The sequence below is a fragment of the Parasegetibacter sp. NRK P23 genome (genome assembly GCF_023721715.1).
Lineage (GTDB): Bacteria > Bacteroidota > Bacteroidia > Chitinophagales > Chitinophagaceae > Parasegetibacter.
In genome coordinates, this window is sequence record NZ_JAMDLG010000001.1 from 3,899,384 (window position 1) to 3,925,334 (window position 25,951).

20 protein-coding genes are annotated in these 25,951 nt (G+C 49.9%); 9 read left to right on the forward strand and 11 right to left on the reverse strand.

Translation table 11 applies throughout. The features are described 5' to 3' along the window. Positions 1-54 precede the first annotated feature (54 nt). Positions 55-5,514 (forward strand): CHAT domain-containing protein, encoded by a 5,460-nt coding sequence (locus tag M4J38_RS15900; protein WP_251760761.1) that lies wholly within the window; start codon positions 55-57, stop codon positions 5,512-5,514. Positions 5,515-5,853: 339 nt separating this feature from the next. Here M4J38_RS15900 and M4J38_RS15905 read toward each other — a convergent pair whose 3' ends face one another. Further along, positions 5,854-6,375 (reverse strand): hypothetical protein, encoded by a 522-nt coding sequence (locus tag M4J38_RS15905; RefSeq protein ID WP_251760762.1) that lies wholly within the window; start codon positions 6,373-6,375, stop codon positions 5,854-5,856. A gap of 340 nt (positions 6,376-6,715) precedes the next feature. Here M4J38_RS15905 and M4J38_RS15910 point away from each other — a divergent pair, with 340 nt between their 5' ends. After that, a complete protein-coding gene (locus tag M4J38_RS15910; protein WP_251760763.1) occupies positions 6,716-9,061 on the forward strand; it encodes an ATP-dependent helicase in 2,346 nt (781 codons plus the stop codon). Between the two features lie 92 nt (positions 9,062-9,153). Here M4J38_RS15910 and M4J38_RS15915 read toward each other — a convergent pair whose 3' ends face one another. From M4J38_RS15915 to M4J38_RS15935, 5 genes are all read right to left on the reverse strand, one after another. Next, complete coding sequence (locus M4J38_RS15915; protein ID WP_251760764.1) at positions 9,154-9,747, reverse strand: carboxymuconolactone decarboxylase family protein; 594 nt, start codon at positions 9,745-9,747, stop codon at positions 9,154-9,156. Positions 9,748-9,859: 112 nt separating this feature from the next. Further along, positions 9,860-10,414, reverse strand: a complete 555-nt coding sequence (locus tag M4J38_RS15920) for a peroxiredoxin (protein ID WP_251760765.1) — start codon at positions 10,412-10,414, stop codon at positions 9,860-9,862. A gap of 193 nt (positions 10,415-10,607) precedes the next feature. After that, complete coding sequence (locus M4J38_RS15925; RefSeq protein WP_251760766.1) at positions 10,608-12,164, reverse strand: glycoside hydrolase family 10 protein; 1,557 nt, start codon at positions 12,162-12,164, stop codon at positions 10,608-10,610. 20 nt (positions 12,165-12,184) lie between these two features. Beyond that, positions 12,185-12,640 carry a MarR family winged helix-turn-helix transcriptional regulator gene (locus M4J38_RS15930; RefSeq protein ID WP_251760767.1) on the reverse strand — a complete coding sequence of 152 codons (456 nt, stop codon included), beginning with the start codon at positions 12,638-12,640 and terminating at the stop codon, positions 12,185-12,187. 66 nt (positions 12,641-12,706) lie between these two features. Next, positions 12,707-13,738: an SPASM domain-containing protein gene (locus tag M4J38_RS15935; protein ID WP_251760768.1), complete on the reverse strand. Its 1,032-nt coding sequence runs from the start codon at positions 13,736-13,738 to the stop codon at positions 12,707-12,709. A gap of 58 nt (positions 13,739-13,796) precedes the next feature. On the opposite strand from M4J38_RS15935, the gene M4J38_RS15940 reads away from it, so the two are divergent. Next, positions 13,797-14,576, forward strand: a complete 780-nt coding sequence (locus M4J38_RS15940; RefSeq protein WP_251760769.1) for a glycoside hydrolase family 25 protein — start codon at positions 13,797-13,799, stop codon at positions 14,574-14,576. A gap of 71 nt (positions 14,577-14,647) precedes the next feature. Here the strand turns inward: M4J38_RS15940 and M4J38_RS15945 are convergent, their stop codons facing one another. The 4 genes from M4J38_RS15945 to M4J38_RS15960 form a co-directional block, all read right to left on the reverse strand. Next, positions 14,648-15,220, reverse strand: a complete 573-nt coding sequence (locus M4J38_RS15945; RefSeq protein ID WP_251760770.1) for a gluconate 2-dehydrogenase subunit 3 family protein — start codon at positions 15,218-15,220, stop codon at positions 14,648-14,650. 17 nt (positions 15,221-15,237) lie between these two features. Continuing rightward, entirely contained in the window at positions 15,238-16,917 is a 1,680-nt protein-coding gene (locus M4J38_RS15950) for a GMC oxidoreductase (protein WP_251760771.1), read from the reverse strand. A 49-nt stretch (positions 16,918-16,966) separates the two neighbouring features. Further along, a complete protein-coding gene (locus tag M4J38_RS15955) occupies positions 16,967-17,806 on the reverse strand; it encodes a hydroxypyruvate isomerase family protein (protein WP_251760772.1) in 840 nt (279 codons plus the stop codon). 101 nt (positions 17,807-17,907) lie between these two features. Next, positions 17,908-19,182 (reverse strand): sugar MFS transporter, encoded by a 1,275-nt coding sequence (locus M4J38_RS15960; RefSeq protein ID WP_251760773.1) that lies wholly within the window; start codon positions 19,180-19,182, stop codon positions 17,908-17,910. 315 nt (positions 19,183-19,497) lie between these two features. Between M4J38_RS15960 and M4J38_RS15965 the strand changes: the two genes are divergently transcribed. From M4J38_RS15965 to M4J38_RS15980, 4 genes are all read left to right on the forward strand, one after another. Then, positions 19,498-20,655: a Gfo/Idh/MocA family protein gene (locus M4J38_RS15965; RefSeq protein ID WP_251760774.1), complete on the forward strand. Its 1,158-nt coding sequence runs from the start codon at positions 19,498-19,500 to the stop codon at positions 20,653-20,655. A 239-nt stretch (positions 20,656-20,894) separates the two neighbouring features. After that, a complete protein-coding gene (locus tag M4J38_RS15970; RefSeq protein ID WP_251760775.1) occupies positions 20,895-21,950 on the forward strand; it encodes a sugar phosphate isomerase/epimerase in 1,056 nt (351 codons plus the stop codon). A gap of 58 nt (positions 21,951-22,008) precedes the next feature. Further along, positions 22,009-22,425, forward strand: a complete 417-nt coding sequence (locus M4J38_RS15975) for a c-type cytochrome (protein WP_251760776.1) — start codon at positions 22,009-22,011, stop codon at positions 22,423-22,425. Positions 22,426-22,428: 3 nt separating this feature from the next. Further along, a complete protein-coding gene (locus M4J38_RS15980) occupies positions 22,429-23,139 on the forward strand; it encodes a DUF1080 domain-containing protein (protein WP_251760777.1) in 711 nt (236 codons plus the stop codon). A 92-nt stretch (positions 23,140-23,231) separates the two neighbouring features. On the opposite strand, the gene M4J38_RS15985 is transcribed toward M4J38_RS15980, so the two are convergent. After that, positions 23,232-23,987 carry a phosphatase PAP2 family protein gene (locus M4J38_RS15985; RefSeq protein ID WP_251760778.1) on the reverse strand — a complete coding sequence of 252 codons (756 nt, stop codon included), beginning with the start codon at positions 23,985-23,987 and terminating at the stop codon, positions 23,232-23,234. A gap of 227 nt (positions 23,988-24,214) precedes the next feature. Here M4J38_RS15985 and M4J38_RS15990 point away from each other — a divergent pair, with 227 nt between their 5' ends. Beyond that, entirely contained in the window at positions 24,215-25,639 is a 1,425-nt protein-coding gene (locus M4J38_RS15990; protein ID WP_251760779.1) for an MATE family efflux transporter, read from the forward strand. 48 nt (positions 25,640-25,687) lie between these two features. Next, positions 25,688-25,912, forward strand: coding sequence for a hypothetical protein (locus tag M4J38_RS15995; RefSeq protein WP_251760780.1), 225 nt, complete (start codon positions 25,688-25,690; stop codon positions 25,910-25,912). Positions 25,913-25,951 lie beyond the last annotated feature (39 nt).

The window sequence follows — 25,951 nt, forward strand, 5'->3', positions numbered from 1 at the left end:
TTCCGGAAAGGCGCTCTGGTTAGTCTGCATATTCTTCATAATCAATTTATACTCATGAACGGGTTGAACATTGTTATAAGAGGGCATAAGCAGACGCCCGCAGTTGCGACCAATGCAGGCGATGTATTGGAGCTGGAAGCGTCTTACACGATTACCGGGGTTTCCCGAGGCGATGCCTCTGCCCATAAGATCACACTGAACAGGGAGAAATTACTTGAATTTATTTTTGAAGATGAAACTACATGGATGTGCAGCGATGCATCCATCAACGAATTATTCCCCGAACTGGATGCGCCTGGCATGGCTTCGGCGGTACGTGGCGGCGATGGCGCATTCGAAATACCCGCGGCATTAAAGGCGTCGGGAGCGGAACGTGGATGGGTGACCAACGTGGCCATAAAGCTCATCAATGTATTCGCGAAAAAGAAGATAGGCATCACCGTTGAAAAAGCCGCCAGGAATTATGAGTTGAAGAACCTGGGCAATGTGGTGGGACTTTTTAAAGTAGATACTGGCTTTCATTTGCACGAATTCCGTGCGCCGGAGCTGGGGAAACCGGTGCTTTTGCTGATCCATGGAACAGCGTCTTCCGTATGGGGTTGCTTTGGCGGAATGAAAAATACAGAACTCTGGAAATACCTTTGCCAAACCTATGGTAACAATATTTACGCTTTCCAGCATGAAACACTGAGCAAAAGTCCGTTAGACAATATCCGCGAACTTATCGGGCTATTGCCTTCCAACCTCCACCTGCATATCATTACACATTCACGTGGTGGATTGCTGGGAGATGTACTCTCCAGATTCACAGATTCTGATGCGGGGAAAAATGGCTTTACAGATGAGGAACTGGCTTTGCTGGAGAAAGAGAAAAGACATGCAGACCTCCGGAACATTGAGGCGATCACGAAGTTGATGGCGGGGAAACAGTTGCGTGTGGAGCGTTTCATCCGTGTTGCCTGTCCTGCCGCCGGAACGATACTGGCTTCCAAACGACTGGATATTTATTTCAATGTGATCGCCAACCTTACCGGTTTATTAACCGGTTCACTGGCCAACCCGCTGTTCACGGCTTTCCGCGAACTGATCGCCTCGGTGATCGATACCAAAGATGACAGCGATGTATTACCGGGCATAGAAGCCATGAACCCGGAATCGCCGTTTTTGAAAGTGCTGAACAATCCATCCACGTCAGCGCCATTGAACAATCAATTGGTGGTGGTGGCCGGTAACTGTGGACTGAACTTCAGTATGAAGGCGTTGAAGATACTTGCCGTTCGCCTTTTTTTCCTGGAAGCCAACGACCTTGTGGTGAACAGCGATTCCATGTACCTGGGGGCCAAAAGAAAAATGCCAGTGCAGTATTTTTTTGATGAGGCCGATGATGTGGACCACTTCAGCTATTTCAGGAATAAAAAGACGGGCCAGGCTATGATGCGCGCCTTCCAGACCCAGCCCGATAAGCCTGTTCCGGGGTACGCGCTCTTCAACAGCCCCAGCTCGGAAGAAGCCCTCCGCAACGCGTTATTTAACCCGGAAGGTGGTGAACTTTTCCCCGATGAAATCACGGGAAAAAGACCTATCGCTGTGCTGTTACCCGGCATCATGGGCTCCAATATTGGTCCTAAGGGCGACCTGCTCTGGATCAATTACTGGAAGTTCATTAAGGGTGGGTTAAAAGACCTGAACAACCTGGAGGAATACACCGCAACTTCCGTGGTGAAAACCTCGTATAAAAAACTGAAAGATGAACTCTCCGCGAAATACGATGTGGAGACTTTTCATTTCGACTGGCGTCGTCCATTGACCGAAGTGGCCGCTATCTTCAATGAAAGAATAAAACAACTGATGGCCTTCGGCCAGCCGATCAGGTTGATTGGCCACTCTATGGGCGGTGTGGTGATCCGTGATTTTATGGTGAACCACCGCGAAACCTGGCAGCAGCTCAATAATTCCACGGGCTTCCGGCTTATCTTCCTCGGGTCCCCACTGGGCGGCTCTTTCAGAATTCCCTACGTGTTGTTCGGGAAAGATTCCATCATCAAGAAACTCGCGATGATCGATATGCGCCACAGCAAAAAGGAGTTGTTGCGCGTGTTTTCAGGCATGCAGGGATTGTTAAGTTTACTTCCCCTCGATAAAAACAATGCGGAAAATGATTTTGGAAACGGTGAAACCTGGCGACAGATGGCCCAGGCTGTAGGCGATTCTTCCTGGCCGCTTCCGCCTGCCAATACAATTAAAGCATTTGCAGATTACCGTGATGGCATAACGGATCTTTCAGCGGATGACTTTAAGAATGCCGTGTACATAGCAGGGAAAGATAAGTCCACACCTTGCGGTTATCGCATCGAAAATGGGCAGCTCGTGTTCCTAAGTACCGCCGAAGGCGACCAGAGCGTAACCTGGGAAACAGGCATTCCTGCTTTAATGTCAGCCGCCAATAATGTGTATTACGTAAACGTTTCGCATGGCGCGCTGGCCAACGAACCTTCCATGTTCAAAGGCATTGGTGAAATACTTGAAACAGGTACCACCAACCTTTTGAGTAAGAAACGGCCGGTGGTACGCGGGGAAGAAAAAGTATTCCGTACACCGGAAGTACACGACTTCGATACTTCCATGATAGGGTTGGAAAAAACACTGCTGGGATTGGGTGGAGAAACCACCGGAATTGAGCGGGGTGAAACACCGATCCGGGTATGGGTAAGTAACGGGGACCTTTCTTACGCGGCAAATCCGGTACTCGCAGGTCACTTTGAAGATGATGGCGTACTGTATGCCGAATCTTATATAGATGCGCTGCTGGATGGCGCGTTGCGAAAAAGACACCAGCTTGGATTGTACCCGGGAAAAATCGGTACCAGTGAAGTGTTCCTGCCCGATGCGGGTCGGTTTACCGGAGCGATTATAACCGGTTTAGGTAAACCCGGTACATTAACGGCGCACCAGCTCACGCTTACCGTAGAGCAGGGGGTCACCAATTATTTACTGGGCTTTAACAGCGGGCTGGAACGCAGGCAAAAAAAGAACGACGGGTCGGGTATTTCCTCACTTATTATCGGGTGTGGATATGGCGGACTAAGCGTGGAGAATTCCATCCGCGCCATTTTACAGGGCGTTCAGAATGCCAATGTGAAAATGGCGAAATTGTATGGAACCCATTGCCGGATGGTGGAAGATGTAGAATTTGTGGAGAAGGACCACAGTCGCGCGCTCGGATGTTTCTATTCACTCGCAAGAATAGAGCAGGAGCGCAACCGCTGGCTCAACATTACTTTACCCGAGAAAAAAATAAGGCTCCTGCTGGGAAGGACCAAAAGAATACCACACGACGCCAGCGAGGAATGGTGGAACCGCATCACCGTAAGGCAGTATGGTCTGGAGACGTTGGAAAGAAAAGCCATCAGCAGCCTGCATTTCAGCGCCTCCACCGGAGGGGCAAGAGAGGAAGTGCGGGTACTGCATTGCAGCATGGGAATTATTGATGAACTGGTGAACAATATTTCCACCAGCAATGAATGGACGCCACAACGAGCCAAGACCATCTTCGAATTGCTGATACCCAACGATTTTAAAGAACAACTCAAAAGGCAATGCCATATCTCCTGGATACTGGACAAGGAAACGGCCGCTTATCCCTGGGAGTTGCTGCAGGACACGATCCAGAATGCAAAACCCCTGTGCATCAGCGCGGGCATGATCCGTCAACTGGCCACGGAGCAATACCGGACCATTATCAATCCAGCGGTGAAGAACAATGTGCTGATTATTGCCGAACCGCAGCTCAACGGCGCGGCCCCCGCCCTTCCGGCAGCAAAAGAAGAGGGGCTGCAAGTGGCGGATATATTGAAGGAGAACGGGTACGAAACAAAACTCGTGGCAGAAGCAGCGGCCCCGGAAATAATCCAGGCTTTATACGAAGACGATTACCGTATTATTCACCTGGCGGGACACGGTTTTTTCAACGAACAGGAACCGGAAAATTCCGGGATGATGATCGGTCATAATGTCTATCTCTCCACCCGTGAAATCGCCCAGATGAGTGTGGTTCCGGAACTGGTGGTGGTGAACTGCTGCTTCCTGGGCAAAACTTCCGGAGCCGCCGAAGCGCTGTACAACAAGAGATACCGGCTGGCCGCCAACATTGGCACACAACTGATTGAAAACGGAGTGAAAGCCGTAGTGGCCGCAGGGTGGGCTGTGAACGACGCGGCAGCGCAGGAGTTTACCAATGTGTTTTACAAACACCTTTTCGATGGGTATAACTTCGGGGAAGCTGTGCTGGAAGCTCGAAAGGCTGTTTTCACGCTGTTCCCGGGAACGAACACCTGGGGGGCCTATCAATGCTATGGTGATCCGTTCTTTAAATTGAAAGCGAATGGTCCTTCCAGGAAAGAAGCGCGTCCGTTGTCGTATGTTATTTCGGAAGAAGCGGAATACGACCTGTTCAACCTGCTGAATGAACTGGAGATGGGGAACCGGCCCGTAGCTGAATACAACCGCAAACTGGTCGCCATCATGGATGCCGTTGACCGTGCGGGCATCCGGAATGCGGAGATCACCGAAAAAGAAGCATGGGTCCTCACTGAACTGGCGAGTTTTGATGAGGCCATCGTGAAGTACGAGCAGTTGCTCCGGATGGAAAAAGCGCTTTTCACTTTCCTCAGTATGGAAAGGTATTGCGATATCAGGGGCAGAAAACTGTTGCGCGATCTTCAGCGTAAACTCATTACGGCCGCACAGGCGGAAGAAGGCATCCTCCGCGTGATTGCCGACCTGGGTGTGCTGATCAACGCCGGCGGTACGGCAGAGCGGTTCGGGCTACTCGCGCGCGCCTACAAAAGAAAAGCGCTGATGACCAACCAGTCCGCCGCCCGGACAAAGCTGCTGGAAAAAGCGGCCGCGCTTTGTTACCAGGCATACCAGGTGGCGGGAAAAGGGGAGAATATGTACGCGCTAACGGCATGGCTGGAAATGGAAAGCGTGCTGGTATTGGTCTACGGAAGAAAATGGGGACAGTCCTGCCGCTCGGAAAACCTGACCTACACACTCCCGCAAGCCGAGGATGTTCTAAAATTACTCGAGCAGTCCGCCACTACTGTTTACAGCGACGACGATGAATTTGATTACAACGATATGGTTTCCGCCACACACATCGAACTCTGCAGAATGCTGGTGGGCAAAGCGTCCGGCGGGGAAGAGGACTGGAGCAATATTATGCGTACGCTGCAATCTATATGGGAAAAGGCCGGCTCCCCGGGTAAAAAGATCGCGGAAACTGAAAGATGGTGCTTCCTGGCACATGCGCTTTCAGGCCAGAGAAAAGATATTGCTTACGAATTCATCCCCGAAGGAAACGCAGGTATGGAAACGATCAGCGTGTATGTTGAAATGGTCAGGGAAGTGTTGAAGCTCCGTAAAAAGAACGGCGGCATCTCCGTGAAAAAAGCACCGGTTAAGAAGGCTGCCCCCAAGAAAAGCCCGGCGAAAAAACGGGTTACGAAAAAGTAAAATGAAACGGGCGTATCAAAGAACGATACGCCCGCGTTTATTTCATTCATATTTTCACATGAAGTATTTCCAAAAAAATCTCAGCCATCAATAAGCAAGAAATTATACCAAGCGCACACGTTGCGCCGCCGTGTTGCGAAGCATGAAGCAATTGCGAGAAATAAGAATACATCCGCGGCTTTCTAATAAAAGAAACGCCCGCCAACCCGCTAATGCCTTGCGTCCTTGCTCCTGCGAGGAACGAAGCAGTGCGCCTGCGCCGTGCACAGCACAAAGCAGTTGCGTGAAACCTTCCCCAACAAAACCATTGCTTTCCCCTGCATTGCGAGGAACAACATGTTACAACGAATCCTTCTTCGCCCCCAGGTTCGCATATTTATTCACCGCATTACAATCCACCTCTTTCAAAGGAAACCCTGTGAACTGAAGCTGCGAACGGTCCGAAAAAACCATTCTCCCGTTTTTTTCCTCCACCGGCCCATAGCCTTCCACCATCGAATCTCCCTGTTTCAAAAAGCTGACTTCCCGGATAGAAACTTTTCCTTCCGACATAAAGGTATATTCCCCGAACAAAGTATCACCGGAAGCCTGCAATACCACCATACCCACATTTTTATCTTTCTCAAAAAGATTGTAAGTCAGGTTGCCTTTTATGGAGTCCGCGCTCACAATCATCGACATGCTGATGGTGTCCTTGCCATTTATGCCGGCATAACAAAGCGCCACATTGCTTTTCGGTACGAAAGCGGCGCCGTTCTTTCCACCTTCCACCCCATCGGGACTGCTTGGTTTAGGATCTGCATTGTTACACGAGAAAAGAAAGAGGGCTGCCGCGAAAGCCGGGATCTGAAAAAGTTTCATGGTAGTTTTTTTTAATGAACACACGCATGTGCCCATTCATAATGATAAAATTTAATAGGAATAAAGATAATCGAATTCGTGTGCAGAATGGATGTTAACGAGATGAAAGGAAAATTTTGAATCCAGAATACTAAAAGAAAATAACGGAAGGGCTTCCGGGCAAAATACTGATTCCGTTAACGGAAAACAACGTCGGTGGCACCGGTTCCGCGGATTTCACGCCCAAGGGCCTTTTCTTCCAAAAGATTAACACGGTGAACATCAGCAGAAAAACACGGTACCCGGTGGCACCGCTATACCGGTGGCACCGGGGTACACAATTCCTTCGTAAATTGCACCCATGTTTAATTACCTGGAAGGATTGAATGAGCAGCAACGAGAAGCTGTATTGCATAAAGACGGACCCATCATGATTGTTGCCGGTGCCGGCAGCGGAAAAACCAAAGTACTCACCACCCGTATTGCCCACCTCATGGCACAGGGGGTGGACGCGTTCAACATACTCGCCCTTACCTTTACCAATAAGGCCGCGGCAGAAATGAAGGAAAGGATCGGAAAGATCCTCGGCAATAGTGAAGCGCGTAATCTATATGTGGGTACGTTCCACAGTGTTTTTGCACGGATACTCCGCGGGGAAGCCCATAACATCGGGTATCCCAATAACTTCACGATATATGATACCGACGATTCGAGGAGTGTGCTGAAAACGGTGATCAATGAAATGAACCTCGACGATAAGCACTACAAACCCAATGTGGTGCACAGCAGGATTTCAGGCGCGAAGAACGCGCTCGTCGGGCCCGCGGAATATGCCACGGATTATTACATTCAGCAGGAAGATATGCGGCAGAACCGGCCTGAGATCGCCCGCATCTTTGACGCATACGTGAAAAGATGCTTCAAAAACGGCGCGATGGACTTTGACGACCTGCTGCTGAAAATGTATGAACTCCTGAACACGCAGCCAGATGCGCTGCACAAATACCAGCATAAGTTCAAATACATACTCGTAGATGAGTATCAGGATACCAACCCTGCCCAGTACGCCATCATCAAACTGCTCGCGGCGATGCACGAAAACATCTGCGTGGTAGGTGATGATGCCCAAAGTATCTATTCTTTCCGGGGGGCCACCATCGAAAACATCCTTCAGTTCCAGAAAGATTATGACGATGTGAAAGTGGTAAAACTGGAACAGAATTACCGCTGCACGCAGAATATCCTGAATGTTGCCAACGAGATCATCAGCAACAACAAAGGACAGATTCCGAAGAACCTCTGGACAGATAATGCCCAGGGCGAAAAGATCAGGCTCGTCCGTACGATGAGCGATAACGAGGAAGGGCATTTCGTAGCAGATACCATCCAGGAACAGAAGCTGCGCAATCATTTCAACAACCGCGATTTCGCGATTCTCTATAGAACGAACGCGCAGAGCCGCGCATTCGAAGAAAGCCTGAGAAGAAAGGCCATTCCTTACAAAATATTTGGCGGCATGTCTTTCTACCAGCGGAAGGAAATCCGCGACTTCGTGGCCTACCTTCGTATCATCGTGAACGGCCAGGATGAGGAAGGGCTCAAACGTATTATCAACTACCCCGCCAGGGGAATAGGAAAAACTACCGTTGAAAAAGCGGTGATCGTTGCCAATGAGCAGAATATTTCCATGTGGCAGGTGCTGGAAAGAGCCGGGGAATTTGGCTTCAAAGCGGGTACGTTGGAGTCGATCCAGCAATTCGTTCAGATGATAAAATATTTCCGTGCGTTGCTGAACGATAAGAATGCTTACGATGTGGCACAGCAGGTGGGTAAGCATACCAACATGGTGAAGGAACTTTTCTCCGATAAAACATCAGAGGGCCTGGCGCGTTACGAGAACGTGCAGGAATTGCTGAACTCTATCAAAGAGTTTACCGAAACACCTGATACCGAAGATGGCGAACAGGTGGACAAATCACTTGGCGCTTACCTCCAGCAGATTACGCTGCTAACAGATGCCGATAACGATGAAGATGAGAATGCCGATGTGGTAAAACTGATGACCATCCACGCGGCGAAGGGGCTTGAGTTTCCAGTTGTATTTTCTGTGGGGCTGGAAGAAACATTGTTTCCCAGCGCTATGTCCATCAATACCAGGGAAGAACTGGAAGAAGAGCGCCGCCTTTTTTATGTAGTGGTTACCCGCGCAAAAACGAGGCTTTGGATTTCTTATGCGAATAGTCGTTACCGCTTCGGGCAACTGGTGCAGAACGAGCCGAGTCGTTTTCTCGAAGAAATTCCGGATGAATACCTAGACCGCAGCTACTCAGGTGGTGGTGCCCGGAACCAGGGCGCTTCTTTTACCGGAGGATCAGCTTTCGAAAGAATGAAAGGTGGTTTTGGTGCAGCCGCGCAGGCCGAAAAAATGTATGGTCCCCCGCCAGCCAAAAGAAAAGATACCAAACCGGCTTACATGCCGCCGCCCGCGCCCGCCAAAGTAGTGGAGCATGTGCCCTCTACCGATTTTGTTGCCAGTGATACCAGCAACTTACAGGCGGGCCAGCAGGTAGAACACCAGAAGTTCGGGTTCGGAACTGTGGCTAAATTGGAAGGCTCCGCACACAACCCTATCGCGACGATTAATTTTCAACACAACGGAGAGAAAAAGATTATGTTGAATTACGCGAAGTTGCGGATAGTGGAATAAAAACGTTGCGCCGTGGCGTCGTTGCGAGAAACTATATTGTCTTCCTGAAAGAAATCTCTCGCAACGACGCCACGGCGCAACGCATAAAATATTTACAACAATACCGCGAGACTCCGTACCACAGCTCCCAAACGTACCGCATCGTGGATCTTTTGCTTCGAAGCCCCATGCAATACAATATTCTTCTCGTGTGAAGTCACGCACATCTCACAGCCATTTACAGCACTCACCACCAGACTGATGGTCTCGAACAATTCCTTGCCCAGCACCGGGTTGGCCATAATGCTCATGCGGATACCGGCGGGAGCGGTATTGTAGAACTCTTCGTGCATAAAGTGGCGGAAGCGGTAATATACGTTGTTAGCGGCCATCAGTGAAGTACAGCTGATGACTTCGGCCAACTCTTTATCGGTAGCACCTTCTTCTCTTGCCTTTGCGGTGAACGCTTCCTGGAGCAGTGTATTTTTTTCGTTTACGGCCACGGCAAAAGCAATGAGGTAAGCTTCTTTCCTGGGCAGACTCTCCGCCTGAAGGGAATTGGTGATATTGATCTTCAGGTCTTTCAGGTAACGGGCATCTGTAGCTGCGAGTAATTTCAGGGAAGGCGTAACGGCAGATGGATCAATGCCGAGGTCCTGGAGCAATGCAACAGCATTGTCCGTGGTATTTGCGGTTCCGAACATCATGGTAATAAATTTGAGGGGAAAGGAAACCGGCTATCCTGGGTCGTTTATCCGGGCTGTTGTTTCTTATGTTGTGCTGGGATAGCCGGTTCCTTAAGAAGATAAAAGAGAAAAATTATGCGGTCAGTGTGGCTTCACCTTTCTGCCAGTTGCAGGGGCAAAGTTCATCTGTTTGCAGTGCGTCGAGTACGCGGATCACTTCTTTCACGTTACGGCCCACGTTCAGGTCGTAAAGGGAAACCCAACGTACGATTCCTTGTGGGTCAACGATGAAAGTGGCGCGGTAGGCGATCTTTTCTTCGGCTTCCAGGATACCGAGTTGTTCGGCCAGTGATTTGGAAGTATCAGCCAGCATAGGGAATTGCAGGTCGCGAAGGTCTTCGTGGTCCCTTCTCCAGGCTACGTGCACGAATTCACTGTCGGTGGAAGCACCTACCAGCACGGCATCGCGGTCCGCGAAGTCCTGGTAGTGTTTGTTGAATTCCGCGATCTCTGTGGGACAAACGAAAGTAAAGTCTTTCGGCCACCAGAACATCACCATCCATTTTCCTGCGTTTTTGATCTCTTCGTAAGAAAGATCATAAAACTCTTTTCCTTTTTCAATGGATACTACTGCTTTCTTTTTGAATCCGGGAAATTGCGCGCCGAGCGACAAGGTTGTGTTTTGCATGTATTAGCTTGTTTTAGCGCTGCAAATTTCTACCAGTTCATCTTTAAATCAAAATCAGGGAACTTTCTTTTTTTAATATGATAGGAAAGATCACGTGAAACCCTTTGCTGTGGCAGATTCTGTTGAGTATTTCTTTTCTCTATTCTTAAATAGACAAAATCTATAACATAAATTATAATATTGATCCTAAGTTCTAAGGCAATATTTCCGCCACTTCCCAGGCGTTGTTCGCGGTTTTAATAATACGAATGGAGACACTTGGAGCGCTTTCAATGCTGTTGTGACTGATGGCACAAACCTGGAACAACATTTCCTGCGCCATTTCAGGGATCACTTCTTCAAAAGAGCAGGAATCGCTGCTGAAGCTGACCGCCCTCAACTGTTCAGCGCCTTTCAGTTTCAGTTCAGCTTCATTGCCCCCTCTGTAAAGTACGAATCCTCTTATGGGGCGTTGCTGGGAAAGCCGTTTAACGAAGAAAACGGCTTTGTTGTCTTTTATTTCCACTTTTTCAACGGAAGGCACTTCGGGCCGGGTGGTGTCCATCCAGGACATGGAGGGAACGAGCGCTTTGTATTTGTAATAATTCAGCCTTAATGAATCGTTCCAGCCATTCGGATTATTGAGAAACGATTTGGTGCTGAAATACATGCTGCCCTGCACTTCCGGGTATTCGCGCAGCAACCTGATCTGTTCGGGAAGTTCCTGTTTGTTGCGCCAGGCGGTGGTAACATTTTCCTGGGTGCGGTATATGCCATGCCCAATATACAGGTGTTTACCGTAAGCATAACTTGCCCACCAGTCTAGCAGTATTTCGTAGGCTACCAGCTTATGGCCGCGCTCCCAGTACAACTGCGGCACAACATAATCTATCCATCCTAGTTCCAGCCACAAAAGGATATCCGCATAGAGGTCATCATAATTGGAGAGCCCGCCCCGTGTTGGTGATCCGTCGGGATCCTTATCGTTGTTTCTCCATACCCCGAACGGGCTGACGCCGAATTTTACCCAGGGTTTTTCTGCACGGATGGCCGTGAAGAGATTGTGTATGATGCTGTCGGTATTGCTTCTCCGCCAATCATCGCGTGATACGTTGTTTCCGTATTTTTTATACGAGGCATAGTCCGGAAACTCTTTTCCTGGAATGCGGTATGGATAGAAATAGTCATCAAAATGAACGGCGTCAATATCGTATCGTTTCACCACATCACTGATCACTTCGGTGAGGTGTTTCCGAACTTCAGGGTTACCAGGGTCAAAATATTTTTTATCGCCATAAGTAAGGAACCATTCCGGCTTCTTCCGTGTAATATGATCCGTGCTAATGGAAGATGTTCTGATGTTGAATACCGCACGATAGGGGTTGAACCAGGCATGAAACTCCATGCCGCGTTTGTGCGTTTCTTCCACCATAAAAGCGAGGGGGTCGTAATAGGGTTGCGGCGCGCGTCCTTGTTTGCCGGTGAGCCATTCGCTCCAGGGTTCATAATCGGAAGGATAGAACGCGTCTGTAGCGGGACGAACCTGCACCACCACGGCGTTCATACCATTGCGCTGGTGCATGTCCAGCAGTGCAATGAATTCTTCCTGTTGTTTTCTGGAGTCATAATTTCCTCGGGATGGCCAGTCGATATTGTCCACCGTGGCGATCCATGCGGCGCGCATTTCATATTTGGGAAATTGCTGCGCATGTGCGGAACTGAAAAATAAAAAACTGGCCAGCAGGGCCGGCAATAGCATCGCTTTTTGCATAGTTATTGGACGTGTAAAAGTTATTGGGAGTTGCGCATCCGGTCAAGAATACCGTTCAGTGTTTTTGCTTCATCGGAGGAAATATGCCCCATCAGGCTGTCCATTTCTTCCTCCATCTCATCAAATTTTTCGAGTATTTTCTTTCCTTTTGGGGTGATGGTGACATCAACAAGACGTTTGTCTTCGCGGCAGGTCGTTTTTTTGGCGAGGCCCTTGGCCACGAGCCTGTCCACAATACGACTGGTGTCGCTCATTTTATCGAGCATCCGGTTCCTGATCTGAAGGGTGGAAAGTGGTTCGGGCAGTGCACCACGGAGAATACGGAGGATGTTGAACTGTTGGGGCGTGAGGTCTTCCTTCCCGAACATGGCCTTCATCTTTTCCATCATCCAGTTGTGGGTATAAATAATATTGATGAGCGCTTTCTGGTGCTCGTTCCTGAAAACCGACTGGTTGATGTCCTTCTCAATTCCCATAAATATGCTTCTTCTCGCGTGCAAAAATACGGTATAATCGTTATGTGTGAATGTACGGAATATGTGTCAGGATTCCCATACGCGTGTGCCTTCGCTGCAATTGGCGCAGATGTCGATGTTCTTTCTTCCTGTCAGCAGTTGCCTTCTGAAATCAATGTAGGCGGGGTTCTTCCATATTTCGCGGAAGCTCTGATGGCGCAGGTTCCCGAGGCGGTGCAGGGCATCTTTATCGAAGCAGCAGGGCACCACCAGGCCATCCCAGGTAATCACGTTGGCGTGCCACAGTTTCCAGCAATGGTTTTCCAGTTTGTTTTTCTGTATGGTTTCCCCGTTAGGCAAACGTTTGTAACGGCTGTATTTCTGGTTTTGGGGGATCAGTTGGTGGGGATCGTTTTCATAATCATATACCTGGGCCGTTTTGAACCAAACATCATCCACGCCCACTTCCTTCGCGAGTTGCTTCACGTCCTCAAGCTGGTGCTCGTTGGGGCGTACCACCAGGAACTGGAACACTACAAAGGGCTTTTTGCTGTTCATTTCTTTTTTGGCCCGCACGATATTTTTTGCGCCCTGTATCACTTTTTCGAGGTTACCGCCTACCCGGTATTGTTTATACACCTCCTGCGTAGTGCCATCAATGGAGATGATAAGCCGGTCGAGTCCGCTTTCCACTGTTTTTCGGGCATTGGCTTCTGTAAGGTAATGCGCATTGGTGGAGGTGGCGGTATATACTTTTTTGGAAGATGCATACTGCACCATTTCCAGGAAATCCGGATTCAGGTAAGGTTCTCCCTGGAAATAAAAGATCAGGTACAGCAGGTCCTTATAAATATCGTCGATTGTTTCACGGAAGAAATCGCGGTTCAGCATGCCCGTTGGCCGGGTGAAAGCGCGGAGTCCGCTGGGGCATTCGGGGCAGCGAAGGTTGCAGGAGGTGGTGGGTTCAAAAGAAACCGAAACGGGATAGCCCCATTGCACAGGTTTCCCGGAGAGCCTGCTGATGCGGTAGCTGCTCCATACTTTCAACATGTTCCAGGCACGGCGTGGCGTGAGTTTGGAAAGCAGGTTAACGGCATCGTGTCGGTGAAATTGTCCCATGAAGTTCAAAGGTAGGGAATAATGACGGTGGATTATCTTTGCACCCAACCATCCGTTCATGGCAAAGAAAAAATCCACTAAAACACCGAAGGGCTACAAAATACTTATCGCGATCATGATCGTTTCCATCGTGGCGATGTTCGGTGTAGCCGGCTATGAATGGTGGAAAGTGCGCCGCGCGAAGTTCATCCGCTACCCCGAATTCGGCATTGATATGCCCGTGAGCTATGAAATTCACGGTATTGATGTCTCTAAATACCAGCAAACCATCAACTGGGAAGCCGTGAAAGAAATGGAAGTAGAGGGAATCAAACTCGGCTTTGCATTCATCAAGGCTACTGAAGGACTGGGCAATGTGGACCGTCAGTTCCGCCGCAACTGGAAACGTGCCGGCGATGCAGCTATGCCACGTGGCGCCTATCACTTCTTCCTCGCTACCAAAAGCGGCAGGATACAGGCTGAAAACTTTATCAGAACCGTAGCACTTGAACCAGGCGATTTACCCCCGGTACTGGATGTGGAACAAACTTACGGCGTGGCCACCGCGAAAATAAAAGCGGAAGTGAAAACCTGGCTCGATATCGTGGAAGTGCATTATGGGGTGAAACCCATCCTGTACACAAATGTTTCGTTCTACGAAAAATACCTCGGGGAAGATTTTGATGAATACCCGCTTTGGGTAGCGCATTACCTTCAGAAAGAACGTCCCCGCATCGGCCGTACCTGGCACTTCTGGCAACACAGCGAAACCGGTCGCGTGAACGGCATCCGCTCCTTAGTAGACTTCAACGTTTTTAAAGGAGACAGTACGGATTTCAGGGAGTTGCTGGTGAAATAATTTTGAAAGTTGAATTTTGAATTAAAGTATTCCCCCTAATCCAAAATCCAACATTCAAAATTTATAATTTCCTACGCTACCCAAAGTTTTTCACCCTTTTTATAAGGCACGCACGCGTCAAACCTTCCCGGGGTCTCAACATAGCGCATCGCTTGTTTAGAACCGATTTCGGAAGTGAAATAACCCAGCAAGGTGAGTTCTTTCATGAGCCTGAAATAGTGTTTGGGTTCTTCTTTTTTCTTTGTGTTTTGGAATTCTTTTTGTTCGGCATCAAGTGCGGTGAGCAGCTCTTTGCGTTGTTCCGGTGTGCAGTCCATAAAGCCTTTGCTGAACTTCGCTTTGCAGGCGTCTTCCAGTTTTTTGAAACCGGCTTTAAAGGCTTCCTGTTCCTCTTTGGTGTAGCAGTCGCGCACCATCACATTCATGAATGCGCCTACTTTGGCGGCTTTTGCCCCTGGGGTAGACGTTGTTGGGATGATGGTTTCAGCCACTTCATCGAGCCAGGCGATCTGCTTGTCGGTGAATAGCATTCCTTCGCCGGGCTTTTCTTCGGCGGTGTTGCAACCTGTAAGGAAAACATTGGCGCCAACAATGGTACCACCCATCAGGAGTGCAACGGCGGAGAGGGCATCTCTTCTGTTCATGGTCGTTTATATTTCGGTTACAGGTTTTGTTTTTTGAGTTCGTTTACGGCATAATCCACTGCACGTGCGGTAAGCGCCATGTAGGTAAGGGATGGGTTCTGACAACCGGCGGAGGTCATTGCCGCGCCATCGGTCACGAACACATTTTTACAATCCCATACCTGGTTGTGGCCGTTCAGCACGGAGTTCTTTGGATCGGTACCCATACGTGCGGTACCCATTTCGTGGATGCCCATGCCCAGTGCCTGGTCATTTTCGTAACCGTGCACATTTTTGAGCCCAACGGCTTCCAGCATGGCAACTGCTTCAGACTGCATGTCTTTGCGCATCTTCCACTCATTGTCTTTCAGTTCCGCGTCGATGGCGAGAACGGGAAGGCCCCATTTGTCTTTTTTGTTTTTATCGAGCGTCACTTTGTTTTCGTGGTAAGGCAGTGTTTCACCGAATCCACCGATGCCGAAGGTCCATTTACCGGGCTCCGTCAACGCTTCTTTTAGTTCCGCACCAATGGACAGTTCCGGAATTTCCCTTCTCCAGTCCTGGCGGCTGGCACGTCCCTGGTAACCGAATCCACGGATATAATCTCGTTTGTCACCGCCAACATTTACGAAGCGCGGGATATAAATGCCGTTCGCACGTCGGCCAAAATAATACTTGTCTTCATATCCATCTACTTCTCCGCTGGCACCTACGCGCAGGTGGTGGTCCATCAGGTTGTGACCCAGTTGTCCGCTGCTGCTGCCGAGCCCTTCCGGCCAGATGTCTGTGGCGGAATTCATCAGCACCCAGGTGGAGTTGAGCGACGAAGCGTTGAGGAAGATCACTTTGGCGAAGAACTCGTAGGTTTTATTCGTTTCCGCATCCAGCACTTTCACGCCTTTGGCTTTCCTGGTATCCTTATCGTAGATGATCTCGGTAACGATGGACCAGGGCCGGAGGGTGAGGTTCCCCGTTTTCATGGCGGCGGGCAACGTGGACGATTGGGTGCTGAAGTAGGCGCCGAACGGACAACCCAGCCAGCATTTATCGCGGTATTGACAGTTTACGCGCCCCTTGTGCGGAGCGGTGAGGTTGGCCACGCGCCCGATAATCATGTGACGGTTGCCTTTGTAATATTCTTTCAGTCGTTTAGAAACGTCTTTTTCCACGCAGTTCATCTCCATGGGTGGCAGGAAATTGCCATCCGGGAGGTGTGGAATATTTTCAACCGAGCCTGAGATGCCGGCGAATCCTTCTACATAATCGTACCATTTTTCCAGGTCTTTGTAGCGGATGGGCCAGTCGGTGGCGATGCCGTCTTTTGCGTTGGCTTCGAAATCGAGGTCGCTGAGGCGGTAACTCTGGCGGCCCCACATCAGTGACCTTCCGCCCACATGGTAACCACGGTACCAGTCGAAGCGTTTCACTTCGGTATAGGGGCAATCTTTTTCGTTGACCCAGTAATCGAGGTTCTTTTCGTTCAGCGGATAATCCCTTTTCAGCACGGGATAATCTTCGATCATTTGTTGTGTTCTGCCCCCGCGGTGTGGGAATTCCCAGGGACCTTTATTGGCATTCACATAATCTTTACCGTGTTCTATGTTTCTGCCGCGTTCCAGCATCAGGGTCTTCAGTCCTTTTTCCGTGAGCTCTTTTGCTGCCCAGCCGCCACTGATCCCGGAGCCGATCACAATGGCATCATAGGTGTTCTCCGCCATAACAAAATTGTTTTGATTTTTACTTTATTGCTTTAACAGTCGTTACAAATTAAACATCACATATCGTGATGGCTTGCTTCAGTGAAGCGATTTTATCGGGTTGCTTCGGAACGAATTCCTGCGCCACATACCCTTTGAACCCGGTGGAAAGAATGGCGCGCATGATGGCGGGATAATACAATTCCTGCGTTTCATCAATCTCGTTCCTGCCTGGTACACCCGCAGTATGGTAGTGCCCATAGTACTGGTGGTTCTGTTTGATGGTGGCGATCACATCTCCTTCATCGATCTGCATGTGGTAGATGTCGTACAGCAGTTTGAAGTTGTCGGATCCAACTCTCTTACAAAGTTCCACACCCCAAACGGAGCGGTCGCACATATAATCTTTGTGGTCCACTTTGCTGTTTAGCAATTCCATGATGATGGTGACCCCGTTTTTTTCTGCCAGTGCCATGATTTTTTTCAGGCCCTCAGCACTGTTTTTTAACCCGGTTTCATCATCCATGCCCCGCTTGTTGCCGGAGAAGCAGATCAGGTTTTTGTAGCCTGCCTTCGCCACCAGCGGAATCATTTCTGAATAATTCTGAATGAGTTTTTCGTGGTACTGTGGATCGTTCCATCCTTCAGTGAGACTAATCTCCGCGCCATTACACATAGAGGAATCCAGGCCGTGCTTTTTCAGGGTGGCCCAGTCTTTCGGTCCCACGAGGTCCACTGCTTTGATGCCCAGTTGTTTCACGGCTGCGCAGAATTCTTCGAAGGGAATACCGCCATAGCACCAGTAACAAACGGAATGATTGATGTTTCCTTTCAATACAGGACTTTGCTCCAGCGCGGCTTTTTCAGCCATGGAAAGGGAAGGGAAAGCTCCTACGGCGATGCCACTCATAACCAGGTTTTTTATCGCCGAACGGCGGGTATTAGAAGATTGCATAGTATCGAAAAGTTGAAATTAAGGAACCGATCCCGTTGTAATTGTTAAAGAAAATGTTAAGCATGTACAGGCTGACGCTTTCTCATGTAAAAGAACAGACCCGCGAAAGCCACCACCAGTATGATGGGAATCACCAGCGTTACATTGATGATTTCAGGACCGGCCACCGCCTGCGCCTGCGCGAAAGCCGCCGCTTCGGGCGTTCCGGCTGCGGCGCCCTGGTAAGTTTTGAGGTCCGCCCCGGTGGGGAGGTTCTTCGCGATGATGTTATCGTAAAAGCCGCCCATGAAATATGTATAAACGGATACGGCGAACATACCCGCGCCACCCATCAGGTTCATGCCCAATGCGCCTGATTGCGGGATATTTTCAGAAACGAATCCCAGCATCGTGGGCCAGAAATACGTGATACCCAAACCAAAGATGATGGCGGCCACAATCAGCATATTGCCGGATACGGAACCCATCAGGTACAAACCTATCGCGGAAAGAACAGCGGAAACCAACAGCACGCCCGATGGCGAAATGCGGTGAACAATGGGCCCCGCCACTGCACGACCCAGTACCTGCACACCCGCGGTGAGCGCGAGGATCAGGATACCATGACTGGTCACATTCTTCAATAAAATCTCGATCCACTGGTTGGTGAACAACTCGGTGATCGCGGTTCCGAACATGCAGATGAACATGAAGATGAACAGCGGGCTGGTTACAGACTTATACATCTGTGCCGTGGTTACACCGGAAGCCACACGTTCAGTAACAGGAAAGTCCAGTTTAAGGAAAAGATAACCATATAGAAAAGTGGGGATAAGCATGGTTGCCACTTGTATTTGCCAGCCGAGACCAAGTTCGCTTAAAAAATAAACGATCAACGTGCCCACAACGATACCACCGGGGAACCACAAATGGAAGTGGTTCAGCTTGGTGGTTTTGTTGTCAGAATAAATGGTTGCCACCAATGGGTTACAGGCTGCTTCCACGGTTCCGTTAGCCATCCCGATGAAAAGCGTGGAGATGAACAATGGCCAGAAGCCGGAGCTGAAATAAGGGGTGCAAATGGTGAGTACGATACCAAGCAGGTGCAACACGAATGCCGCTACCAGTAATCGTTTCATGCCGATGGCATCCACAATGAAGCCGCCGATTACCACCGCGAGGGGAAATCCCCAGAAAGCGGTTCCGGTGATGATCGCGAGTTCCTGTCCATTTAAATTGAACTCCACACCAAGTTTACCGAGGATGCCGGCACGGATGCCGAAAGAAAGAGAGGTTACCAGTAATGCCAGGCAACTGGCTACAAAAAGTTTGTTCCGCTGGATGGCTTGCATACCGCTAGGTTGTTTTGATTGATTGATCGTTTGGTTTTCCCAAGGGTTCCGGGGAAGGCATAAATGTAATTTTTTTCCGGGTAAAATCAGACCACCTCACCCAACATTGTGTAAAATTTACCCGTTTTGAAAATTTTTGTTCCTAACTTAATGCCCGTTTTACCTTGCTGCCTGTTTTGCGCACAACAATTTAATCACCGGCGATCTTTTGTACCGTCAAATGATAAAATAATACTATCATTTGCTATAAAACAGCAGGCGTTAAGGCTAAAATGCACGGTAACTTCCGCATATTCAAAACTTAAATAGAGCAGCATGAAAAGAAAACTCAGAATGGGCATGGTGGGGGGCGGTATCGGCGCGTTCATCGGCGCCGTGCACCGCATTGCGGCGGCTATGGATGGAGAAATTGAACTGGTTTGCGGCGCTTTCAGCAGCGATCCCGCGAAATCAAAAGAGAGCGGCATCATGCTCGGTCTTCCACCTGAGCGGGTATATCCTTCCTGGTGGGACATGATCGAGCAGGAGAAGCAACTGCCCGAAAATGTAAGGATGGATTTCATCAGCATCGTTACGCCCAACCACGTGCATTTCGCACCCGCGAAAGCGGCTTTGGAAAACGGTTTCCACGTGGTGCTGGATAAACCGATGACCTTCACGCTCGCAGAAGCAAAGGAATTGAAACAAGTGGTGGAGCAAAGCGGAAAACTGTTTTGTCTTACGCATACCTATACAGGTTACCCCATGCTGAAAGAGGCGCGCCAGGTGGTGAAAGAAGGAAGGCTGGGTAAAATCAGGAAAGTATATGTGGAATACCCGCAGGGCTGGCTCAGCACCCTCGCCGAAAAAACCGATAACAAGCAGGCAAGCTGGAGAACCGATCCTTCCCGCAGTGGTATCGCGGGCGCCATGGGCGATATCGGCACACACGCCTTCAATATGGCGGAATATGTTACCGGAGCAAAAGTGACCGAACTCTGCGCCGACCTCAACATAGTAGTGGAAGGAAGACAACTCGACGACGACGGGATGGTGATGTTGCGTTTCGACAATGGCGCTTCCGGTATGTTGTTCGCCACACAAGTAGCTGCCGGCGAAGAGAACAATGTGAAGATCCGCGTTTACGGAGAAAAAGGCGGACTCGAATGGCGCCAGGAAGACGCGAATAGCCTCATCCTGAAATGGCCCGATCAGCCCGCGCAGATCCTCCGCACCGGAGCCGGTTATCTAAGTAGTTACGCCGCGCACAATACGAGAACGCCTCCGGGGCATCCGGAGGGTTACCTCGAAGCGTTCGCCAACCTCTACCGCAATTTCGCGCAGAGCGTGGTGGCGATGGAAAAAGGAGCAACGCCTTCCAAAGAGTCACTCGATTTTCCGGGAGCAGAAGACGGGGTTAGAGGAATGGCATTCGTGGAGAATGTGGTGCGGAGCGGGAAATCTGCTGAAAAGTGGGTGGCTTTTGAGGTATAAGTGGTCACGCAATTGCTTTGTTCTCGCAATTGCTTTGTGCTGCGCACTGCGCAACGCAAAGGAGCAAGGACGCAAGGGGTTGCTGAGCTTGGGAAAGCTTGCGTTTTTGCGATGCGTTTTTGTAATTACAAATCCCTTTTTCTGTTACCTTATATCAAGAGCTTTATCAACATAAACGAACTTTGCGTCCTTGCTCCTTTGCGTCTTGGCGTGAAAAAATAAACTAAAATCATCTTCTTATGACAACAATAAAAGGCCCTGCCATCTTCCTCGCCCAATTCCTCGGTGATGAACCGCCTTTCAACAACCTCACCACCATCTGCAAATGGGCCGCTGATCTGGGTTTCAAAGGTGTACAGATACCCACCTGGGATTCCCGTTGCATCGATCTGAAAAAAGCGGCGGAAAGCAAAACCTACGCCGATGAACTGAAAGGCTCTATTGCCGCCGCCGGACTGGAGATAACGGAATTGTCCACGCACCTGCAAGGGCAGCTCGTGGCCTGTCATCCCGCTTACAATGAACTCTTCGACGGGTTCGCGCCCACGGAACTGAAAGGCGACCTGAAGGCCAAAACCGAATGGGCAACCCAACAACTGAAATACGCCGCGAAAGCCAGTGCTAACCTGGGCCTCAACGCGCACGCCACCTTCAGCGGATCACTGCTGTGGCATACGGTATATCCCTGGCCGCAACGTCCCGCCGGATTGGTGGAAACTGGGTTCACCGAACTTGCCAACAGGTGGAAGCCCATCCTGGATGTATTCGATGAGAACGGCGTGGATGTTTGTTATGAAATTCATCCGGGAGAAGATCTCCACGATGGTATTTCCTACGAAATGTTCCTGGAGAAAGTGAACAACCATGCCCGCGCATGTTTATTGTACGATCCCAGCCATTTTGTACTGCAGTGTCTCGATTATATCAGCTATATCGATCATTACCACGAACGCATCAAAGCCTTCCATGTGAAGGATGCCGAGTTTAATCCCACGGGAAAACAAGGAGTCTACGGTGGGTTCCAGGGCTGGATCAACAGGGCGGGAAGGTTCCGTTCGCCAGGTGATGGACAGGTGGACTTCCAGGCCATCTTCAGCAAACTGGCCCAATACGATTTCAAAGGATGGGCCGTAATGGAATGGGAATGCTGCCTTAAACACCCGGAAGACGGCGCCCGCGAAGGCGCGCAGTTCATCGCGGACCACATCATCCGCGTTACGGAAAAAGCATTCGACGATTTCGCCGGACAAGGCGCGGATGAAAATTTTAACCGCAGGATTCTGGGATTGAACTGATTCTTTTCAGAACTTTAGCGGCGACGGACTATTTTACTCAATATCAACAACAATCAAGATGAAAAAACTGGCTTTTGTAGTGCTGATGGGCGCACTCTGCTACGCCTGCGGTAACAGCGCGGAAGAATCCCCCAAAACAAACACCACTGAACCCGCCGATAAAACGGCCACCGAAACACCCAAGCCTGCCGACGACATGAGCAGCAACCCCGATTACACAAAAGGGCTCTCACTCATCGGGAACTCGGACTGCCTTACCTGCCATAAAGTGGACGAAAAACTCATCGGACCTTCTTACCGGGATATCGCCAATAAATATGAAAACAACGAAGCCAACCTTTCCATGCTGGCCGAAAAGATCATCAAAGGCGGTAGCGGCGTTTGGGGACAGGTGCCAATGGCCGCCCACGATAATATTTCCCAGGACGACGCGAAAGCGATGGTGAAATACATCTTCCTGCTCAAAAACAATTAACCCATGCGTAACACCTTTCTTACCTTACTGGCCGCAGGCATCGTAGCCGTAGGCTGCAGCAGCGCTAAAAAAAGCACTTCCATGACGACAGCATCTTCCAAAGAAGGCTGGATCAAACTCTTCGATGGCAAAACCACCAACGGATGGCACACGTTCAACAAGTCCACGGCAGGCGATGCCTGGAAAGTGGAGGATGGCGCCATCACCCTTGTGAAAGCACCCGGCACTACCGGAGGTGATCTCGTAACAAATGAAGAATACGAGAACTTTCACCTGAAACTGGAATGGAAAATTTCTCCCAAAGGAAACAGCGGGATCATCTTCTTCGTGAAGGAAGATCCGAAGTTCAGCCAAACCTATCTAACGGGCCCCGAAATGCAGGTGCTGGACAATGAGGCCCATGCCGACGGAAAAATCCATAAACACCGTACCGGCGATTTGTACGATCTGATCGCCAGTTCCTCCGAACCGGTAAAACCCGTGGGGCAATGGAACCTCGCGGAAATCATCGCCAACAACGGCAAACTTACCTTCATGCTGAATGGTGTGAAAATAGTAGAGACTACCATGTGGGATGAAAACTGGAACCAACTGGTGGCCGGAAGCAAATTCAAATCCTGGGCAGACTTCGGGAAATACAAATCCGGACGCATCGCGTTACAGGATCATGGAGATCAGGTTTGGTACCGGAATATTGAGATAAAGAAATTATAGATTTTGGATGTTGAATTTTGAATGAGGATTCATTCAAATCCTAGAAGCCTGAGCAGAGGGAATACCTTTTCTCAGGCTTTTTTTATTCCCACTCAAAACCGATGCACCAATGCCAATCCCGGAGCGCCATTCACCACCGCGGGCATGGCCACTGTTTTCATTTCTTTCTGTTTGAATATCGCCCTGTTGATGGTAGGATAGAGCCAGTAAGCCAGTTTGGAAGAAGCGATGCCGATGCCTGCGCCGGCCACCACATCGCTCAGCCAGTGGCGGTTGTTGTACATGCGCATGGTACCCGTTAAGCCAGCCACCGTATAACCCGCCACGCCATACCACAACGATACATCTTTGTATTCCTGGTGCAGGAACTCCGCGGAAAGGAAAGCGTTGGCCGTATGTCCGGAAGGGAAGGAGCGGTCGTTGGAGCCATCGGGGCGCTCAAAATTGGAAGACTTCTTCAGGGTGCTTACGGTGGTATTCATAATCAGCGACGACATCAGGTAGATGATGGTCCTGTCTTTGAAATTGTGCTTTCCTTTGATGCCCGCGGCGTTCAATCCGTAAACCGCAACCGCAGGTGCGTACTGCAGGTAGTCATCAATACGGACGTGCTTATAATCCTTTTCCACGATCTCCGCCCGGATATTGTTGTTCCATTTCTGTATCTGGTGGTTTTCGAGTGAAGTAACGCCATAACTGATCATGGCTGCGGGGATCAGCAACTTCGTGACCGGGAACCGGGGGGCTTCCGGTAAACTGTCCCTTTTCATTACAGACTGGGCCAAACATGGCAGGCAGGCGGCGAACATCATCGCGGCGGCTACTAATCGCTTCTTAAACGGGGTCATGCTCTTAAATTACAGAATTCTACTCATCAAGAAAAGTTGCCGGGGGAAATTAACGTCTGCTTAATGGCCTTCTCCAAAATTATTCTACCTTCGGTGCCTCAATGTTACGAACCATGAAGTCCTTCGCAGCGCGTGTGCGCCACTAATCCACGGGGTATTTGCTACCCATATCGTACAGCGGGACGTTCCTGCCTGTAATTCAATTATTTACCTATAACAGTCTTCTCATGACATCTTATCCCAGGAATACCAAAACGGTATCTGCCTATATATTATTGTTGAAACAGGCGCTGAAGGGCGGCGAAACTGATTACACGCAAGGCAGTATCCGCAAAGCGGTTCTGCTGCTCGCCATTCCCATGATGCTGGAAATGATCATGGAATCCGTGTTTGCCCTGGTTGACCTGTATTTCGTAGGTCACCTCGAAGATTCCAGCGCAGCCATTCAAACGGTTGGACTTACAGAATCCGTGCTCACCATTATGTATTCGATCGCCATCGGAATGAGTATGGCTGCCACGGCGGTGGTGGCGCGGCGTATCGGGGAAAAGAACCCTGAAGCCGCTGCCCACGCAGGTGCACAGGCCATCGTGATCGCCACGGTTGTAACTGCTGCATTGAGTCTGACCGGTGTTTTCTTCGCGAAGGAATTGCTGCTCCTGATGGGAGCAAGTGCAGAAACAGCAGAAAAAGGAACAACTTTCGTGCGCATCATGATGGGCAGCAGCATTGTGATCATGCTGCTCTTCCTCATCAACGGGATCTTCCGTGGTGCAGGCAATGCGGCCATCGCGATGAAAAGTTTATGGATCGCCAACGGCTGCAACATCTTGTTGTGTCCGCTGTTCATCAATGGATGGGGACCTGTTCCCGCATTCGGTCTCACCGGCGCGGCCATGGCCACCGCATTGGGCAGGGGTATCGGCGTAACCTACCAGTTGTACCACCTCTTCTCCGGGAAACACAGCTTGAAGATCAAACCCTCACATTGGAATATAGACCTCCCGCTGATGCGTTCGCTGGTGGGCATTGCCACACCGGGCATCTTCCAGTTCGTGATCGCCTCGTGCAGTTGGATTTTCCTGGCGCAACTCGTGGCCACTACCGGAGGGGAAGCCGGTTCTTCCGGTTACCAAACCGCGATCCGGCTCATGATGTTCTTCATGCTGCCCGCCTGGGGTTTGAGTAACGCGGCATCTACGCTGGTGGGGCAGAACCTCGGCGCCAACCAGGTGCAAAGGGCCCACGATTCCGTGATGAAAACGGTGAAATACAACGCCATCTTTATGTTGCTGGTTACGCTCGCGTTTTTCTTCCTCGGCAACTGGATGGTTTCCTTCTTTACCACCGATCCGGAAGTGATTGACGTGGCACAACGGGCCATGCGCATCATTAGTCTGGCCTTCGTTTTCTATGGTATAGGCATGGTAATGATCAATACTTTCAACGGAGCCGGAGATACCTGGACGCCCACTTATATTAACCTGGCCGGGTTCTGGCTTTTCCAGATTCCGCTCGCGTGGTACCTTGCGAAACAACTGAGCATGGGACCAACAGGCGTATTCGTCGCGATCCCCATTGCGGAAACGGCCATCACCATCGCCGGCTTTATTCTTTTCAAAAAGGGAAAATGGAAAAAAGTAAAAGTATAGCCCGCGGTTATTGGTTTACTTTGCAGAACAGGTAAAAGAAGAAGTTGTATGGAAGACCTTACGATCAACGTGGCTGAAATAGAAGCATTACAAACCATCGGCGATACTGATGAACTGAACCGCATATTTGAAAAAGGAAAACGGTGCATCGTGAACGGGTGCACCGTGGTCCTCGCCAGGAAACAACCTGGTGGTTCCCTGGAAAAATTTGATGCGCTTTCCACGCTGGAAGATTTTGAAAACTACCGCAAATGGGTTTTTAAATTCCTGTAAGCTGAAAAACGTTGCGCCGTTGCGAGAGATAAAAATTAC

What these genes read in the sequence shown, in the direction of transcription:
- M4J38_RS15925 (WP_251760766.1), bottom strand. Translation starts at nt 12,164, where the DNA reads ATGCAAAAAGCGATGCTATTGCCGGCCCTGCTGGCCAGTTTTTTATTT.
- M4J38_RS15930 (WP_251760767.1), bottom strand. Translation starts at nt 12,640, where the DNA reads ATGGGAATTGAGAAGGACATCAACCAGTCGGTTTTCAGGAACGAGCAC.
- M4J38_RS15960 (WP_251760773.1), bottom strand. Translation starts at nt 19,182, where the DNA reads ATGCAAGCCATCCAGCGGAACAAACTTTTTGTAGCCAGTTGCCTGGCA.
- M4J38_RS15935 (WP_251760768.1), bottom strand. Translation starts at nt 13,738, where the DNA reads ATGGGACAATTTCACCGACACGATGCCGTTAACCTGCTTTCCAAACTC.
- M4J38_RS15920 (WP_251760765.1), bottom strand. Translation starts at nt 10,414, where the DNA reads ATGCAAAACACAACCTTGTCGCTCGGCGCGCAATTTCCCGGATTCAAA.
- M4J38_RS15980 (WP_251760777.1), top strand. Translation starts at nt 22,429, where the DNA reads ATGCGTAACACCTTTCTTACCTTACTGGCCGCAGGCATCGTAGCCGTA.
- M4J38_RS15990 (WP_251760779.1), top strand. Translation starts at nt 24,215, where the DNA reads ATGACATCTTATCCCAGGAATACCAAAACGGTATCTGCCTATATATTA.
- M4J38_RS15965 (WP_251760774.1), top strand. Translation starts at nt 19,498, where the DNA reads ATGAAAAGAAAACTCAGAATGGGCATGGTGGGGGGCGGTATCGGCGCG.
- M4J38_RS15975 (WP_251760776.1), top strand. Translation starts at nt 22,009, where the DNA reads ATGAAAAAACTGGCTTTTGTAGTGCTGATGGGCGCACTCTGCTACGCC.
- M4J38_RS15955 (WP_251760772.1), bottom strand. Translation starts at nt 17,806, where the DNA reads ATGAGTGGCATCGCCGTAGGAGCTTTCCCTTCCCTTTCCATGGCTGAA.
- M4J38_RS15940 (WP_251760769.1), top strand. Translation starts at nt 13,797, where the DNA reads ATGGCAAAGAAAAAATCCACTAAAACACCGAAGGGCTACAAAATACTT.
- M4J38_RS15995 (WP_251760780.1), top strand. Translation starts at nt 25,688, where the DNA reads ATGGAAGACCTTACGATCAACGTGGCTGAAATAGAAGCATTACAAACC.
- M4J38_RS15950 (WP_251760771.1), bottom strand. Translation starts at nt 16,917, where the DNA reads ATGGCGGAGAACACCTATGATGCCATTGTGATCGGCTCCGGGATCAGT.
- M4J38_RS15945 (WP_251760770.1), bottom strand. Translation starts at nt 15,220, where the DNA reads ATGAACAGAAGAGATGCCCTCTCCGCCGTTGCACTCCTGATGGGTGGT.
- M4J38_RS15970 (WP_251760775.1), top strand. Translation starts at nt 20,895, where the DNA reads ATGACAACAATAAAAGGCCCTGCCATCTTCCTCGCCCAATTCCTCGGT.
- M4J38_RS15900 (WP_251760761.1), top strand. Translation starts at nt 55, where the DNA reads ATGAACGGGTTGAACATTGTTATAAGAGGGCATAAGCAGACGCCCGCA.
- M4J38_RS15910 (WP_251760763.1), top strand. Translation starts at nt 6,716, where the DNA reads ATGTTTAATTACCTGGAAGGATTGAATGAGCAGCAACGAGAAGCTGTA.
- M4J38_RS15905 (WP_251760762.1), bottom strand. Translation starts at nt 6,375, where the DNA reads ATGAAACTTTTTCAGATCCCGGCTTTCGCGGCAGCCCTCTTTCTTTTC.
- M4J38_RS15985 (WP_251760778.1), bottom strand. Translation starts at nt 23,987, where the DNA reads ATGACCCCGTTTAAGAAGCGATTAGTAGCCGCCGCGATGATGTTCGCC.
- M4J38_RS15915 (WP_251760764.1), bottom strand. Translation starts at nt 9,747, where the DNA reads ATGATGTTCGGAACCGCAAATACCACGGACAATGCTGTTGCATTGCTC.